At 66.1% G+C, this 15,921-nt stretch carries 17 protein-coding genes; 9 read left to right on the top strand and 8 right to left on the bottom strand.

All coding sequences use genetic code 11. From position 1 onward, the window contains the following. Positions 1–121: 121 nt before the first annotated feature. The gene (locus AC5RWA_RS09815) at positions 122–964 is read left to right on the top strand and encodes an IclR family transcriptional regulator (protein WP_494057467.1); all 843 of its coding nucleotides are present in this window, start codon (positions 122–124) and stop codon (positions 962–964) included. A gap of 134 nt (positions 965–1,098) precedes the next feature. Next, a complete protein-coding gene (locus AC5RWA_RS09810; protein ID WP_494057466.1) occupies positions 1,099–1,953 on the top strand; it encodes a hypothetical protein in 855 nt (284 codons plus the stop codon). Between the two features lie 45 nt (positions 1,954–1,998). On the opposite strand, the gene AC5RWA_RS09805 is transcribed toward AC5RWA_RS09810, so the two are convergent. Beyond that, complete coding sequence (locus AC5RWA_RS09805; RefSeq protein ID WP_494057465.1) at positions 1,999–2,607, bottom strand: nucleoside/nucleotide kinase family protein; 609 nt, start codon at positions 2,605–2,607, stop codon at positions 1,999–2,001. Positions 2,608–2,831: 224 nt separating this feature from the next. Between AC5RWA_RS09805 and AC5RWA_RS09800 the strand changes: the two genes are divergently transcribed. Together AC5RWA_RS09800 and AC5RWA_RS09795 are read left to right on the top strand one after the other, a co-directional pair. Then, positions 2,832–3,104: a hypothetical protein gene (locus AC5RWA_RS09800; protein WP_494057464.1), complete on the top strand. Its 273-nt coding sequence runs from the start codon at positions 2,832–2,834 to the stop codon at positions 3,102–3,104. Between the two features lies 1 nt (position 3,105). Beyond that, entirely contained in the window at positions 3,106–4,038 is a 933-nt protein-coding gene (locus AC5RWA_RS09795) for a threonine/serine dehydratase (protein WP_494057463.1), read from the top strand. Positions 4,039–4,072: 34 nt separating this feature from the next. Here the strand turns inward: AC5RWA_RS09795 and AC5RWA_RS09790 are convergent, their stop codons facing one another. After that, positions 4,073–4,411, bottom strand: a complete 339-nt coding sequence (locus AC5RWA_RS09790; RefSeq protein WP_079595203.1) for a hypothetical protein — start codon at positions 4,409–4,411, stop codon at positions 4,073–4,075. Positions 4,412–4,562: 151 nt separating this feature from the next. Here AC5RWA_RS09790 and AC5RWA_RS09785 point away from each other — a divergent pair, with 151 nt between their 5' ends. Further along, positions 4,563–5,501, top strand: coding sequence for a YncE family protein (locus AC5RWA_RS09785; protein WP_494057462.1), 939 nt, complete (start codon positions 4,563–4,565; stop codon positions 5,499–5,501). Between the two features lie 77 nt (positions 5,502–5,578). On the opposite strand, the gene AC5RWA_RS09780 is transcribed toward AC5RWA_RS09785, so the two are convergent. From AC5RWA_RS09780 to hisC, 3 genes are all read right to left on the bottom strand, one after another. Next, positions 5,579–6,220: an NADPH-dependent F420 reductase gene (locus AC5RWA_RS09780; RefSeq protein WP_494057461.1), complete on the bottom strand. Its 642-nt coding sequence runs from the start codon at positions 6,218–6,220 to the stop codon at positions 5,579–5,581. A 70-nt stretch (positions 6,221–6,290) separates the two neighbouring features. Then, entirely contained in the window at positions 6,291–6,965 is a 675-nt protein-coding gene (locus tag AC5RWA_RS09775) for a YitT family protein (protein WP_494057460.1), read from the bottom strand. Then, a complete protein-coding gene (hisC, locus tag AC5RWA_RS09770; protein ID WP_494057459.1) occupies positions 6,962–8,056 on the bottom strand; it encodes a histidinol-phosphate transaminase in 1,095 nt (364 codons plus the stop codon). The genes AC5RWA_RS09775 and hisC overlap by 4 nt, the downstream gene beginning before the upstream one ends. 91 nt (positions 8,057–8,147) lie before the next feature. Between hisC and AC5RWA_RS09765 the strand changes: the two genes are divergently transcribed. Both AC5RWA_RS09765 and AC5RWA_RS09760 read left to right on the top strand, forming a co-directional pair. Further along, positions 8,148–8,633, top strand: a complete 486-nt coding sequence (locus AC5RWA_RS09765; protein WP_494057458.1) for an Lrp/AsnC family transcriptional regulator — start codon at positions 8,148–8,150, stop codon at positions 8,631–8,633. 201 nt (positions 8,634–8,834) lie between these two features. Then, positions 8,835–10,829 (top strand): rhamnogalacturonan lyase, encoded by a 1,995-nt coding sequence (locus tag AC5RWA_RS09760; protein WP_494057457.1) that lies wholly within the window; start codon positions 8,835–8,837, stop codon positions 10,827–10,829. Between the two features lie 85 nt (positions 10,830–10,914). Here AC5RWA_RS09760 and AC5RWA_RS09755 read toward each other — a convergent pair whose 3' ends face one another. From AC5RWA_RS09755 to AC5RWA_RS09745, 3 genes are all read right to left on the bottom strand, one after another. Next, entirely contained in the window at positions 10,915–11,844 is a 930-nt protein-coding gene (locus AC5RWA_RS09755) for an SRPBCC family protein (RefSeq protein WP_494057456.1), read from the bottom strand. Between the two features lie 149 nt (positions 11,845–11,993). Further along, the gene (locus tag AC5RWA_RS09750; RefSeq protein WP_494057455.1) at positions 11,994–12,680 is read right to left on the bottom strand and encodes an SRPBCC family protein; all 687 of its coding nucleotides are present in this window, start codon (positions 12,678–12,680) and stop codon (positions 11,994–11,996) included. A 168-nt stretch (positions 12,681–12,848) separates the two neighbouring features. Then, entirely contained in the window at positions 12,849–13,874 is a 1,026-nt protein-coding gene (locus AC5RWA_RS09745; protein ID WP_494057454.1) for a LacI family DNA-binding transcriptional regulator, read from the bottom strand. Between the two features lie 107 nt (positions 13,875–13,981). On the opposite strand from AC5RWA_RS09745, the gene AC5RWA_RS09740 reads away from it, so the two are divergent. Together AC5RWA_RS09740 and AC5RWA_RS09735 are read left to right on the top strand one after the other, a co-directional pair. After that, positions 13,982–15,103 carry a Gfo/Idh/MocA family oxidoreductase gene (locus tag AC5RWA_RS09740; protein WP_494057453.1) on the top strand — a complete coding sequence of 374 codons (1,122 nt, stop codon included), beginning with the start codon at positions 13,982–13,984 and terminating at the stop codon, positions 15,101–15,103. Then, positions 15,100–15,891, top strand: coding sequence for a TIM barrel protein (locus AC5RWA_RS09735; RefSeq protein ID WP_494057452.1), 792 nt, complete (start codon positions 15,100–15,102; stop codon positions 15,889–15,891). Before AC5RWA_RS09740 ends, AC5RWA_RS09735 begins: the two co-directional genes overlap by 4 nt. Positions 15,892–15,921: the final 30 nt, after the last annotated feature.

Here is a 15,921-nt window from a genome sequence, read left to right as displayed (position 1 = left end):
CATCAGCCTGTCCCCGAACCCAAGCTTCCGAAATCGTACTTTTCACTCAGTGAAAAGTCACTTTGTGGCGGGGGCCACAAACGGAAGGCTTGGAGGAGAACATCAAGGGCGTGGAGGCATTATGGCGGGAGCAGGCAGGGTGGCCGGAGTGGTTCCCCAAGGTGCCGGCCAGCCAGTGGTGGTCCGGGCGCTCAGCCTGCTGGGGCAGTTCACGGAACAGCGCCGCGCACTCAACCTGTCCGAGCTGTCCCGCCTGGCCGGCCTCGCCCCTGCCACCACCCTTCGCCTGGCCAGGCACCTGACGGAGTGGGGCGCTCTGGAAAAGTTGGAGGACGGGCGCTATGTGGTGGGTGTCCGGCTCTGGGAGATCGCGTCGCTCTCGCCCCGCGGCCACGGTGTGCGGCAAATAGCGCTGCCGTACCTTGAGGACCTGTACGAGGTGACCCGCCACCATGTGCTCCTCGCCGTCCGCGAAGGCAGCGACGCGGTACTCATCGATAGGCTCTCGTCCAGGACCGCAACCGAGGTGGCCTACCGCGTAGGAGGCCGGCTGCCCCTGCGCACGACCGCCGTCGGGCAGGTGCTGCTTGCCCATGCCGGACCGGAACTGCAGGCCGAGGTGTTCGCGCAGCCTGGGGATGCCGAGCCCGGGTCCGAAAGCATGCCAGCCAAGGAGCTCCGGGCGGCGCTCGCCGGAGTCAAGCACTCCGGCGCCGCCTTGGTCCGCAGGACCCATCCCTCCCGCACGGTATCCGTAGCGGCGCCCATCCACGGAGCGGACGGCGACGTTGTTGCGGCGCTGTCCATCGTGATTCCGGATGCGGCCACACCGGCCCATGAACTGGTGCCCCTGGTGAGGGCTGCTGCCCGGGCCATCTCCAGGAACCTGGGACACCAGGCGAAGGCCAGCGGCGCGTGGCGGCATCCGCCGTCCACCCCATCCGCCGTCAGCGGCACCCCCTGACCGGGACCCCCTCTACCGGGACCCCCTGATGCGGACACGGCCCTAAAGTTATCGCTCCGTGACGTGCGAGTCCGGCGCAGACCCTTTACGCTGGAAACACTAAGCATGCTTTCTATCTCGAAAGGGTTGTCCTCATGCGAAAAGTTCCAGCACTCGGACTGATGACTGCTGCAATGCTGGCCCTGGCCGGCTGCACCGGAGGCGGCGGCGGTTCCGCCAGCCCCAGCCCCACGCCGACGCCGACGTCCTCCGCCACGGAAGACGCAAAGGTGTACACCGAGGATGAGCTTCGCAACCTCATCTCCGGCAAGACCGACGCGGACGGCAACGAGCTCAAGCTCTACTCCAAGGAGCAGGTGGACCAAGGCGGGAACCTCGCCAACCTGCTCCTGAGCACGGCCACTGTGGATCCCGAGGACTGCAAGGACATTGCCACCGCAGGCCTGCTGGACACCGTGGAAAACGGCGAGGTGGCCGTCGCGATTTCCGAAGGCAACTCGCCCCGCACCCTCTCCGCCCAGTCCGGCAGCGAAGGGCCTGACGCAGAGCAGGTCCTCACCGACATCAAGGGCAAAATGAGCCAGTGCGCCACCTTCACGGTCCAGGCGCTGGGCCAGAGCTACGAAGTGTCCAGCGAGGAACTGCAGGCGAACACCGATGCGGAGGAGACGTTCGCGACCCTCAGCACCCGCAGCGGCGAGAACCAGCAGAAGCTGATGCAGGTTTCCGCGGCCGAGGACAGGCTGCTGGTAGTGGCCACCAAGAGCGGCGCGGACCTGGGTGACGCTGACCAGAAGGAACTCGAGGACCTCATCAATGAGGTGCTTGAGCAGGCCGACGGCGGCGGCGCGACGTCCAGCCCGACGTCGACGTCCACGTCGCGTTCCACGGGCACTGCCTCGCCTGACGAGTCACCGTCACCAACAGTGACGGTCACCGAGACGGTTGACAGCGAAACACCGGCGGCATCGCCGACGGCCTCGCAGTAGCAGGGCAAACCAGAAAGGTGGGCGGGACCTGGTCCCGCCCATCTTTCACTTCGTGGCTGCTTTCTTTGCCGGAGCCGGGATGCGGCCGGCGACGTCCCTGACAACGGACTCAAGGCGGTCAGCCAGTTCCGAAGCCGGAAGGGTGGCATCCACCTTGACGAAGCCTTCGTATTCCGGCAGCCCCGCGTAGGCATCCCGGAAGGCGGTGAGGTCCTCCAGGGTCTCGGCGTCTGTCCCGCGGGCAACAATCCGCCGGTGCGCCTCACGCGGGTCCGCGTCCAAGTGGATGACGGCATCCGGGTGTGGCAGCACGGCCAGGAGCCACGGCAGAAAGCGGCCGCGGGGTAGGCCTTTGGTGGCGCGGAGGGCCAGCTGGCAGTAGAGGTGGCGGTCCATGACCACCAGCCCGTCGAAGCGGCCGGCCCGCACGTGGGAGACCAGGACATTCCAGACGCGGAAGATGGTTTCGATGCCGTCAGCCAGGCGGTCCGGCAGCCGGATCCCCCACTTTGCGGCGAGGACCGACATGCTGCGCCGGCCCGCATGGTTGTTCAGCAGCAGTACCTTGCCGCCCTTGGCTTGAACGGCGGAAACCAGGGCACGGGCCGCCGTGGACTTGCCGGAACCGTCGATTCCGGTGAGAACAATAATCACGTGGCCTCCTTCCGCCATGGGGTTAAACGCCGGGGACGCCGCGGAAGTCCCGGTTGAGTCGCAATTCACAGGTAGCGGGCCGGTTTTCACAGCTTACGCCGGACAATTCACAGGTTCGGCCCTGCTGCCTGCCCGAACCCGCGTGTGCAGCCGTAGGCTGGAAACCGGTGCCGGGCTCCGCTCCGGCCCCGGCAGCCAGTTTTCCCACGGTGAAAGGCAGGACCATGACCGCTTCCAACGACGAACCCCAGAACACCGCGGACCTTCGGGGGCCCGGCGATCCTGACGAAGCCAAGGGTGCTCAGGATGCCCTAACGGAGGCCCCGCAGAGCGGGCAGCACCCCGAGCTTCCCCACGCGTCCAACATCCGCGAGGAGCAGCAGGCGCACGCGGCCGGCACTGTACCGGCGTCGTACGTGGGAAGCGGCGACCCTGGCCAGGACGACAAGCCCGAGGAAGCGCTCGAGGAGCCGGGAACCTGGGACGACGAGGTCTGACATGATCACCCGCGCCGACGTGGACCGGGCCGCGCGCCGGACCGCCGGCCTCACCCGGTTGACCCCCGTGATGGAGGCTGACCGGGACGCGTTTCCCGGCACCGTCTGGTTCAAGTGCGAATTCATGCAGCACACCGGGACCTTCAAGGCCCGCGGAGCCCTCAACCGGATCCTGGCCAGCAAGGAACGCGGCGAACTGCGCCCGGAGGTGGGCGTGGTGGTGGCCTCCGGCGGAAATGCCGGGCTCGCCAATGCCTACGCCGCCGCGCAGCTCGGCGTGCCCGCCACCGTGTTTGTTCCTGCGGCCGCACCGGAGGTCAAGGTCCGGAAGCTGAAGGCCATCGGCGCCACGGTGGTGCAGGGCGGCGCGGAATATGCCGTCGCGTACCAGGCGGCCGTTGCGCATGCCAAGGCAACAGGCGCGGTCTACTGCCATGCCTATGACCAGCCGGAAATCGCGGCCGGCGCAGGAACGGTGGGATCCGAACTGCTGGACCAGGTGCCTGGCGTGGAGACCGTCCTGGTGGCCGTGGGCGGCGGCGGACTGATGGCAGGGATCGCCGCTGCCGTGGAGGGCCATGCCAAGGTGGTGGCGGTGGAACCCGCAAGGGCGCCCACGCTGCACGCGGCGCTGTCCGCCGGAAAACCGGTGGACGTGCCGGTCTCCGGAGTGGCCGCGGACTCTTTGGGCGCCCGCAGCATCGGTGGCATCGGCTTCTCCGTGGCGGTCCGCACCGGCGTCGAAAGTGTCCTGGTGTCCGACGACGACATCATTGCCGCCCGTGCGGCCCTCTGGGACGGCTACCGGATGGTGGTGGAGCACGGTGCCGCGGCCGCGTACGCCGCGCTGGCCTCCGGCGCCTATGTGCCCCGCCCGGATGAGCGCGTGGCTGTCATCCTGTGCGGCGCCAATACGGATCCGGCCACCCTGTAGTCCAGGCGGCCGGGTCCGGTCAGCGAAGAAATACTTAGCTGCAGAACTGGCTGTACGTGCTGCCGGCCTGCTCGTAGCCTGCCTGGAGTTCGGCGAGCTTGGCCTCGTCCGGCGTCTCCTTGGCCTGCTCGTCCGTGTATTCGAGGATGGACTCCAGTGCGGGCTTGAGATCGTCCGATGCCACCGCGTGGATGGGGCGGATCTGGTTGGCGAGGCGGTTCATGCCTGTCTTGCCGGCGTTGTTGGCGGGGTTCGACACAACGGACTGGATCCGCTCGCAGGTTTCAGCGGTGGACAGTTGGTTGGAGGCGGAGCAGGCCGTGGCGGAGACAACGAGGCCGGCGGCGAACAGGGCTGTGGCGAATTTCTTCATGGGTCCCTCAGTAGTCGATTGAGGTTTCGATTGTAAGCAGAAGGGGGGCTTTGATGCCTTGGCGGGCCTATCCGGCAGTCTTAAACTGGCAGCACCATCGTGCGGAGCTGCCGCAGATCGGCCCCGCGCATCCGCCAATCAAGGAAGCATCATGCGCCGAAACGTACAGCGCCGTACCGCGGTCGGATTCATCGCTCTTCTAGCTCTGCTGTTGCCCACCGCACTGCCGGCAACGGCCTCACCGCCGTCCCGGGACGACGTCATTGTGCTCGACGGCGCCACCTCCGCCGAGGGCATAGCGGCCGGCGAGGGAACAACTTTTTACGCCGGCGAGCTGATGAGCGGTGATATTTTCCGCGGCGACATTGGTGAGGGAAAAGCCACGCGCTTCATTGACGTGCCGGCTGGCAGGATGGCCGTCGGCATGAAGGCGGACACCAGGAACGATCTGCTGTTTGTGGCCGGTGGTATGACGGGCAAGGCGTTCGTCTACAACACCGAAACCAAGGCAACGGTCGCCGAGCTCACCCTGTCCACAAAGGAAGGGGCGTTCATCAATGATGTGACGCTCACGGACGACGGCGCCTGGTTCACCAACTCCAAGTACAACGAGCTGTACCTGGTCAAGGTCAGCCGCTGGGGTGAGGTACGCAAGAATGTCAGGACGCTGACCGTGCTGGGCGAGGCAGGAGCTGCCCTGGCGCCTGAGGACTTCGGCATGAACGGCATTGCGTCGGCCAGGGACGGCCGGGTGCTGATCGTCGCCCACAGCAAGAACCAGGCCCTCTACACAGTGCATTCAAGGAGCGGGGAAAGCAACAGGATCAAGGGACCGAACCTCCAGTTCGTGGACGGGATCCTGGTGAAGCGCCACACGGTATGGGCAGTCCAGAACATGTCCAACCAGATCAGCCGGCTGGAGCTCGCCGATGACCTGTCCTCGTTCACGGTCAAGGACGTCATCACCAGCACGCACTTCGACGTCCCCACAACTGTTGCCAGGTTTGGGGACACCCTGGCCGCGGTCAATGCCCAGTTCGGTCGGCCGGCCAGCCCGCATGAGGTGGTCCTGGTCCCGGCCTGGGGCTAGATCCAACACAAACCGGCTGCCAGCAGACGCGCGTTCGCGGGGCTGCTGGCAGCCGGTTTCCGTGTCCGGATACAGGGCTAGACGGTCCGCGTTGCTTTGGCCAGGTTGTCCTTGAGCTCCTGGGCGTTTTGCCGCACCACATAGGCCGGGCGGTCCCGCTCAACCCGCCAGCTGTCCTCCAGCAGGCCGATGTTCACGGTGTCGAAGCCGAACTCGTCGTACAGGCGGGTCACCAGTTCGGCGGCTTCCGGGTAGTCGCTGGCTGTTGCCAGGGCACGCCGGTCCTCGCTTCCGGTGGGGGTCCCGTCCGTGGTGATGTCGGAAGCCATGATGTGGTTGAAGCCCTTGGCCACCTTGGACTCCGGCAGGTGTTCCTGCAGCAGCCCGGACGTGGTGGCTTCGCCGTTGTCCAGGGCGGGGATCCGGCCGTCCCGCTCCCAGTAGTAATTGTTGGTGTCGATCACGATTTTGCCAGCCAGCGGCTCCACCGGAATGTCCTTGTAGTTCTTCAGCGGGACGGTGACCACGGCGAAGTCGCCGGCCGCTGCTGCCTCTGCGGGAGTGGCGGCACGGGCCTTGGGGCCGAGTTCTGCCACCAGGTCCGCCAGCGTCTCCGGCCCGCGGGAGTTGCTGATGACGACGTCGTAGCCCAGTTCCACCGCCTTCCGGGCGACTTGGCTTCCAATATGTCCTGCACCGATGATTCCGATTGTTGTCATGTGGGCGGCAACCACGGCCCCTCCGAAGATATTTCTGGCCGTTTCGGGGAATAAAGGGGCGGCCCGGCAGCTACTTTCCCAGGTAGCGGCCGGGGCGGTGGTTCAGGGCGACGATGAGGTTCAAAAGGGTGGCGCCGGCCGCGGACAGCAAAACCATCAGCGGTGGCACCAGTGCCAGGGCGGCCAGCACGATGGCCACGTCCAGCACCATCTGCACATACCCGGCACGCCACTTCAGTTTGTCCTGCAGCAGCAGGGCCAAAATATTGAACCCGCCCAGGCTGGACTTGTGCCGGAAGATGATCAGCAGTCCGACGCCGGCCAGCAGGTTTCCGCCCAGCACCCCATACACGGGATCGATGTCCAGCGCGCCGAGCGCCGCCGGATGCATGCTGGCCATGACGGAGACCAGGGCAACGGAGGCCCCGGTCCGCAGCGCAAAGTTCCAGCCCTTCTTCCACACCGCCAGGCCGAAGAACGGCAGGTTCACCGCCATGAAGATGACGCCGAAGGGCAGCGGAATGGTGTAGCTGAGCAGCAGGGCCAGGCCGGCGGTCCCGCCGGTGACGGCTTCACTGGATTTGAGCAGGTACAGGCCCAGCGACGCAGCGAACGTGCCGGTGAGGATGCCCAGGACGTCCTCAGCCAGGGAATGGCGGACGGCCGACGGCGGCGCGGCGTGTGCCGCCGTCGTCCCTTCTTCCCGCGTGGCGGGGACAGCGGTGGTTACGGTCGAGGTGCTCACTGGGCGGCAAACCTCCCGCGGTCCGCAAGGACGGCGAGCACCCGGTCATTCGTTTCCCTGTCCGCCAGGGTGATCCGGACGCCGTCGCCCGCGTAGCCGCGGACCAGGATGTCTGCCGCGGTAAGGGCGTCCAACAGCTGCTCCCGCAGCTCGTCGGAGGCGCGGAGCCAGTAGAAGTTGGCCTGGCTGTCCGGGACGTTCCAGCCCAAGCCGCGGAGCGCTGCGATGACGCGGGTGCGTTCCTCGGCCACCGCGCTGGTGCGGGCCAGAATCTCGTCACTGGCCGCCAGTGATGCGACGGCGGCGGCTGCGGCCATCCGGTTGACGCCGAAGGGGATGGCGGTGCGGCGGAGGCCGTCGGCCACGGAAGGCCGGGCAATGGCATAGCCGATCCGCAGACCGGCGAGTCCGTAGGCCTTCGAGAAGGTCCGCAGGATGCACAGGTTGGGATACCGCCGGTAGAACTCCAGGGAGTCCACACCGGGCCCGCGCTGGTATTCGATGTAGGCCTCGTCCAGGACCACCAGGACCCGCGGCGGAACGGCCCGCAGGAATTCCTCGAGCGCATCGGCTTCGATGGAGACGCCCGTGGGGTTGTTGGGGGAGCAGAGGATCACCAGCCGGGTGCGGTCCGTGATGGCGGCGGCCATGGCGGCAAGGTCGTGCTGCTCGTTGTCCAGCAGCGGTACGGGGACGGGCGCTGCGCCGGCCACGGTAACCAGGATGGGGTAGGCCTCGAAGGACCGCCACGCAAAAACAACCTCGTCTCCGTGGTCACAGACCGCGGAGATGATCTGCTGCAGAACCCCAGAGCTGCCCGGCCCCGCCGCAATTTCGTCGGCTGACACCGCGTGGTGGCGGGCGATCGCTTCGCGGGCATCCACTGCTCCCATGCTGGGGTAGCGGTGCATCCGGGCAGCCTCTGCCGAGATGACGTCGACGACGGACGGCAGGGGAGCGAAATGGCTCTCATTCGAGGCCAGGGCAGCGGTCAGTGCCGACTCTGCGCTCTTGCCGGCAACATACGCGGGAAGGCTGGCGACGGCGGCGCGGAGTCCGGGCGCTGCCGCTTCGGGGAGGGTGCTGGTCATACAGGCATCGTGTGACACGGCGTGGAGTCTGCGCAACACAGCCGTTCCCGGCAGGACAGATCCGGGCTTCCGGATGGACTGAGGTGGCAAAATGCTCAGTATGCACCTCATTGATGCTCTTGATGCCGAGATCCTCCTCACACTTGACCGGGATCCGCAGGCCACGGTCCTGTCCCTGTCTCGAACACTCGGCGTGGCACGCAACACCGTCCATGCCCGGCTCCGGCGGCTGGTCAGCGACGGCAGCCTGGCTCCGTTCAGCCAACGGGTCCGCACCGAGGCGCTGGGGCTCCCGCTGATCGCGTTCATTTCGATTTCGATCAGCCAGTCCTCAAGTGACGAGGCGGTGGCGGCGCTGCGCACCATCCCGGAAATCATCGAGATGCATGCCACCACGGGCGACGCCGACCTGCTCGCGAAGGTGGCCGCGAAGGACCCGGCCGATCTGCACAGGGTCACCAACAGCATGCTGGCGATTGCCGGCGTCGTCCGCACCAGCACGGCCATGTCGCTGGTGGAAGTGATGCCCACCCGGACCCTGCCGCTGCTGCAGGCGGCGGCAGCGAAGGCACAGTAAATAGAACAAATTCTCCCATTTAGTACCGGAAAGTCCTTGACCGCGTCCAAGGGCCGCTGATAAACCTAAAGGGCAGAAAGCGTTTTCCACGCCCCTTGAACTCCCCAGTAGATCAGCCTTGGAGGACTTTAGGGCCTGAGTGAAACGTTCCAAACTGTCGTGCGGCAGACTCAGCTGCCGCCGCATCAAAGGAGATGTTCTTTGCCTTATCCCTCGAAATGCTCCCTCCGATCCAGGGCCAGCAGGGCCTGGAAAGCTGCACCCCTTGCCGCTGCCGCCTCCCTGACCGCAGCCACGCTCGCCTTCACCGGGGTTCCCCTGGCCCAGGCAAACCCCAGCCTTCCGGCTGCCTCCGGCAAGGCCGACCTCAAGCGCCAGGTGGAGAACCTGGACCGGGCGCCGGTAGCCGTGTTGACGGACCAGGGTGTCTCCCTGGGCTGGCGCATGCTGGGCCTGGACCAGGACAGCGTCGGGTTCCACGTGATCCGCGACGGCGTCCAGCTCACCGAAGAGCCCATCCGTAACACCACAACGTACGTTGACCCGGCAGGAACCGCAGCCTCGAAGTACGTCATCAAGACCGTGGGCAACGGCAACGGGCAGGACAAGCTCAGCCCCGAATTCACGCCGCTGGCGCAAAACTACCTGTCCATCAAGCTGGACAAGCCGGCCGACGGCGTCAGCAAGGATGGAAAGCCGTACACCTACACCGCCAATGACGCCACCACGGCGGACCTGGACGGCGACGGCAGCTACGAGATCATCCAGCTCTGGAACCCGTCCAACGCGCAGGACAACTCGAAGTCCGGCTACACGGGCAACGTCTACGTTGACGCCTACAAGATGGACGGCACGAAGCTCTGGCGCATCGACCTCGGGCACAACATCCGCGCCGGCGCCCACTACACGCAGCTGCTGGCCTACGACTTCGACGGCGACGGCAAGGCCGAGGTCTCCTTCAAGACCGCGGACGGCACCAAGGACGCTGCGGGCACCGTCATCGGCGACGCCGCGGCGGACCACCGCAACAGCGGCGGCTACATCCTGTCCGGCCCCGAGTACCTCACCGTTTTCAACGGTGCCACCGGAACGATCATGGACACTGTGCCCTACGACCCGCCGCGCGGTACCGTGTCCGCCTGGGGCGACGGCTACGGCAACCGCGTGGACCGTTTCCTCGCGGCCGTGGCCTACCTCGACGGCGAGAAGCCCTCCCTGATGTTCAGCCGCGGCTACTACACCCGCACCGTCCTGGTCACCTACGACCTGGTGGACGGCAAGCTGGTCAAGCGCTGGACGTTCGACTCCGACGCCGCGGGCAGCGAGTACAAGGGCCAGGGCAACCACAACCTCTCCGTGGCGGACGTGGACCAGGACGGCAAGGACGAGTTCGTTTTCGGTTCCATGACCATCGACGACAACGGCGCCCCGCTGTACAACACCAAGCTGGGCCACGGCGACGCCATCCACACCAGCGACCTGGACCCCTCCCGGCCCGGCCTGGAGACCTTCGCCGTGCACGAAAGCATGAGCCAGAGCGGCAACCGCGGCGCCACCTTCCGCGACTCGGCCACCGGCGAGGTGCTCTGGAGCATCCCGGCCACCCGCGACACCGGCCGCGGCGCAGCCGGGGACATCGATCCCCGCCATGCCGGAGCTGAAGGCTGGGCAGTGGGCGGCGACGCCGCCTGGAACTCGCCCGTGGGCCAGCTGCGTTCGGCCAATGGTGAACTCATTGCCAATAAGATTCCTGCCGCCAACTTCCTGGCCTGGTGGGATGGCGACCTGCTCCGCGAAATTGTGGACCACGACTTCGACGCCGTTGCCGGCGTGGGCGTGCCCACCATCTCCAAGTGGAACTGGGAAACCGAGTCCAGCGACAGGCTGCTGACGGCCACCGGCGCCCGCACCAACAACCACACCAAGGGCAACCCCTCACTCCAGGCGGACCTGCTGGGTGACTGGCGCGAGGAGCTTGCCTTCCCGTCGTGGGACAGCACGGAACTGCGGATCTACACCAGCACCTCACCAACCGAGGTCCGGCTCCGCACCCTCATGCATGATCCGGTGTACCGCACCGCCGTGGCCCGGGAAAACGTGGCGTACAACCAGCCGCCGCACCCGAGCTTCTTCATCGGCGAGGGCATGGAAACGCCGGCCATGCCGTCCGTGACCTATGCAGGCACGGACAAGTAAGGAAAGCAGGAACGGCAAAGCGCCGCCCGCCTCGGGAAAGAGGCGGACGGCGCTTTTGCTGTGCGGCTACCGCGGCTCAGCCCGGTCAGTGCTGGCCGAGGTTGCCGCCCACCGGCGGCAGCCCGCCGTCGGGACGGCGGTCCTGCTCGCGGCGCTCGCCGGCGCTGAGGTTCTCGCCTTCCAGCGTCTCGTCGGATTCGCCGGTGGTGTCCACCAGCCCATTGGTCTGGTCGAAGGCGTGCCCGATCCTGTCATCGCCCAGGTCGGCGACCGAACCGGTGGAGCCGGCTGCCGCCGTCGTACCCGTTGTTGTGGTGCCGGTGACGGTGGTGTCGGTGGTCAGCGGCGTGACGGTGGCCGGCTCCCCGGGAGCCACGGAAGTTACCGTTTCGTCGGCAGCTGCAGGTTCGCCCTTGTTGCCGCCGGCGGCCATGGCTGCTGCTGCGCCCGCTGCTGCGGCAACGCCCAGCCCGGCTGCCACCTTGCCCGAGACGCCTGCCTTGCCGGAGTCCCCGCGGGATGCCGCGGCATCCTCAACGCCGGGCGTGCCAAAGGTGGCGCCGGGGTTGACCGTGCCGCGCCAGGCGCCGCTGGCGTACCCTTCATCCTCAATGAACTCCTTGAACCGCTTCAGGTCTGCTTCGGCCTGCCGGTCCACTACGTTGAGCTTGTCGCCCACCTTCTCAATAAGTCCTTCGGGCTCGTACTCGAGCGTCAGCTGGATGGAGGTCTGGCCGCCGCCGATGTCCTCGAACTCGACAACGCCCGCGTTCGTGGCGCCTTCCGTAGCTGCCCAGGCAACCTTGCGGTCCGGTACCTGCTCAAGGATCTTCGCTTCCCACTGCCGGCGGACGCCGCCGATTTCGGCAACCCATTCCAGCCGGTCGTCACTGAGCTGGGTGACGCTCTTGACGCCGCCCATGAAATGCGGGAATTCCTCGAACTGGGTCCACTGGTTATAGGCCGTGCTCACCGGTACGTTCACCAGAATGCGTTTTTCCACCTTCGTGCTCATAACGTCTCCTTTACTTGTCACCGGGAACTGATGAGTCGATAAAAATCATCAGCATGCTTACCAACATACCTTTTGGGCGCGTTGGTTTCCAGAGCATGGGAAAGACGACGGCGGCGGTGCCTTCCGAGGTGAGGTTCCGGTGAGTGCCGCTAGGGTGAGCCGGTGAAGGGCGGGATGTAGCCTCCGCCCTCGCGCCGGTACCGGCGTTCACCGGAACTGTATTTCTCTCCGTCGGCCGTCTCGTCCGACTCTCCTTCCAGGTCGACCAAGCCGCCGGTCTGGTCGAAGGGGTGCTCAAACCGGTTGTAGGGCCGGGGCGCTGCCTGAGCCTCTCCGGCGCTTGTCTCCGGAGCGGCACCGGCGCCCGCGGCGGTACCCGCAGTGCCCGGAATAGATTCGCCCCAGGCTCCGGTGGCGTGGCCCTCGTGCTCGATGAATTCCTTGAACTTCTTCAGGTCGTGTTCCGCCTGCCGGCCCACCACGTGGAGCAGGTCGCCAACCTTTTCCACCACGCCTGCCGGCTGGTACTCCAGCGTGAGTGCCAGTTCGGTCCTGTTCGCGCCGGCATCCCGGAATTCGACTTTTCCCGAGTTGGTTGCTCCTTCGGTGGATGCCCAGGCCACCCTGCTGTCCGGGACCTGCTCAAGGATCTTCGCTTCCCATTCCCGGCGGACCCCGGCGATGTGCGCCACCCACCGGATGCGGTCGCCGCTGAGCTGCGTCACCCTCTCCACGCCGCCCATAAAATGCGGGAAATCCTCGAACTGGGTCCACTGGTTGTAGGCGGTGCTGACCGGTACATCGACCACAATCCGCTTCTCCACTTTCGTGCTCATCATGTCTCCTTCGACTGAACCGAATTGATGAGAAAATTGAGGTCATCAGTAGCTTCACGATAGACCCGCCGGTACCCCCAAACCAGCCCGACGGCGGCACCTGGCGGGGTGCCGCCGTCGGGTCCGCGCCGGGGGTTGCGAAGGGGTGTGTCAGTGCAAGCGCCAGGGTCAGCTCGCCGATCGGGCAGGCTTGGCGGCTTGGACCGTGCTGGGGCCCGCCGTCGTCTTCCGGAGGACCAGATGCGGAGTTCTAACGGTGCTCGCGGGCGGCTCGTTGCCCTCTATCCGGTCCACGGCCCGGTCAACCGCAGCAGCGGCGAGGAGCGGTGCGTCCTGGCTGACGGATGAGAGTTGGACATAGCTGAGCTGGGCGAACTGGCTGTCGTCGTAGCCGAGGACGGACACGTCCTTGGGGACGTCCATGCCCGCGGCCCGGAGACCCTCGATAATGCCAAGGGCACACCTGTCGTTGAAGGCGACGACGGCGGACGGCAGGTCCTTTTGGAGCAGGCTGGCGGCCTGGATGCCGTCCTCTTCATGCGGACCGCCAGGCAAGGTGGCCGGTTCCAGGCCGTGGCGCAGCATTTCGGTGCGGAAAGCGGCCCTGCGCTGCTCTGAGGAAACGGCAGCTCCGCCGTCCACATGGACGATGCTGTGGTGTCCCAGGCCGATAAGGTGCTCAACTGCCAGCCGAATGCCTGCATGGTCGTCACTGCTCACGGAATCCACGGACTTTCCGGCGTCGGCGCGGAGAAGGCTCACCACCGGCACCTGGCGGGCATACAGCGCAAGTTCCTCAGCGCTGAGCGTGGGGGCGATCAGGAGCAAGGCCTCAGATCCAACGTCCAGGAGCGATTCGATGGCCCTCGCTTCGGGCCTCCCGGTGGCGACGGCGCTCAAAGCGATTTCATAACCCTTGGCGGCTGCTTCGGCGTAGGCGGCGTCAACAAGTTCGGCATGGAAGGGCTGGGAGCTGGAGAAGGTTAGGCCGAGGAGTTTTGTGCGGCTGCTGCGCAGCAGCCTTGCCCGGGAATCCGCCCGATATCCCAGTTCCCGTGCCGCTTCCAGTACTTTTTGCCGCGTTGATTCCGAGGCGCCCGGAGCACCGCGCATCACGATGGAGACCAGGGCCCGGGAGACGCCGGCGGCGCTGGCTACGTCCATCAGGGTGGGGCGGCGGTGCTGTTCCGTCATAATTCCTCCTCCAAGGAATCAGTCTATAGAACGATCTAGACATGACGCGCATCACATGCCACTATGAACGGACTAGAACGATCTAGAGAAGAATTCCAGGAGTTGTAATGAGCTATCTTGAGCACCCGGTCAGCGAAGACCGCCCGGTCCGCCTGGGCCTGATCGGAGCGGGGTGGATTGGCAGTTTCCACGCCGAGTCCATCGCGCAGCGGATTTCGGGCGCCCGCCTCGAAGCAATCGCCGATCCGGCCCTTTCCGCGGTTGAGGCTCTGGCCTCCCGCCTGCGGGTCACCAGGATCAGTGCGGACCCAGCAGATGTGATCAAGGATCCCGATATCGACGCTGTCCTGATCGCTGCACCGGCACGGTTCCACTCGGAGCTGATCGCAGCCGCCGCGCGGGCAGGCAAGCATGCTTTCTGTGAGAAGCCAGGTGGGAGGACGGTGGAGGAGCTGGACGAAGCCCTGGACGCAGCTGAAGCCTCCGGAGTCCTTGTCCAGTTCGGTTTCAACCGCCGCTACGCCGCCGATTTCGCCGCCGCCCGCAAGCTCATCGATGATGGCACGGTGGGTACTCCGCAGCTGATGCGCTCGTTGACCCGCGATCCAGGCAGCAAGGACGGAATTCCGAATCCGGAGCGGACCCCGCCGGGCACCATTTTCCTGGAAACCCTGATTCATGACTTCGACACGTTGAACTGGCTGAACCCGGGCGCCGTGCCGGTCCGCGTCCATGCGGTGGCCGATGCGCTTGTTGCCCCGGAAGCGAAGGCAGGCGGATTCCTTGATACGGCGGTGGTGACGGTGACGTACAGCAACGGTGCCATCGCGGTGGCCGAGGCCAACTTCAACGCACTCTACGGCTATGACGTCCGCGGCGAAGTGTTTGGGTCCGCGGGCATGGTTACAGCGGGAGGACCGCAGGCCACCAGCACCACCAGCTACACCTCGGCCGGCATCAACTCCACCACCGTCCGCCTGAACGTGGATCTGTTCCACGACGCATACACAGCCGAACTCGCCCACTTCGTGGACGCGGTCAAGGCGCACCGCGACGGCCTCCAGGCCCCGGCCACCGCGGGTCCGGGCGGCATCGACGCCCGGAACGCCTTGGCCGTAGCACTGGCCGCTGTCCGCTCGGCGGAAACGGGACTGCCGGTGGATGTTTCCTCCATCGCCGACCTCCGTGCTGCTGAACCCGGGCTCCACCTGGTGGGGGAGACGGCGTGAGCCTCCGCCTGGCAGTATGCGCCGAAATGGTCTACGGAGCGCTGCCCCTCATCGAACGGGTGGAGAGGATCCACACACAGGGCTTTGACGTGGAGCTCTGGGACACCCGGGCCCGGGATATCAGCGCCCTCGCAGCAACGGGCGCCCGCTTCTCCTCCATGAGCGGGTACTTCGGCGGGAGCCTCATTGATCCGGACGGCGCGGACGAGGTCCTGGCCTCTGCTGAGAAACTGATACCTGTGGCACAAGAACTTGGCGTCGAGCGGATGGTGGTGCACCCGGCAGAACTCGGCGAGGGCGGGCAGGCTGTCAACCCCACCCACCGGTCCACCGGCCAGATGTGGCTGACCGGCCTGCGCACCCTTGAACGGCTGGCCGTTCTGGGGGAGAAGCACGGTGTGACCTTTGCACTCGAAAATCTGAACACGGTTGTGGACCACCCCGGCATCCCGCTCGCCCGCGCCAAAGACACGCTGGCGCTGGTTTCGGCCGTTGACCATCCCAACATCAGGATGATGCTGGATCTGTACCATGCACAGATCGGTGAGGGGAACCTGATAGAACTCGTCACGGCCTCGCTGCCATGGATCGGGGAGGTCCAGGTGGCCGACGTCCCGGGACGGTTCGAGCCGGGAACGGGGGAAATCAACTACCGCGCCGTTGCCGCCGCCCTGCGGAAAAGCGGCTACGACGGAGTGGTGGGCCTCGAAGCCGGAGCTTCCGGCGGGCCGGGCATTGAGGCAGGGGACGCGGCCCTCGAAGCCTTCCGCGCAGCTTTCGACAACTGACCGGCACGCGTCCACCCATCCCTAACGCAA

The sequence above is a fragment of the Arthrobacter sp. 210 2 genome (assembly GCF_059093025.1).
The sequence above is the reverse complement of the archived record's forward strand: the minus strand, read 5'-3'. Positions and strand labels throughout refer to the sequence as shown.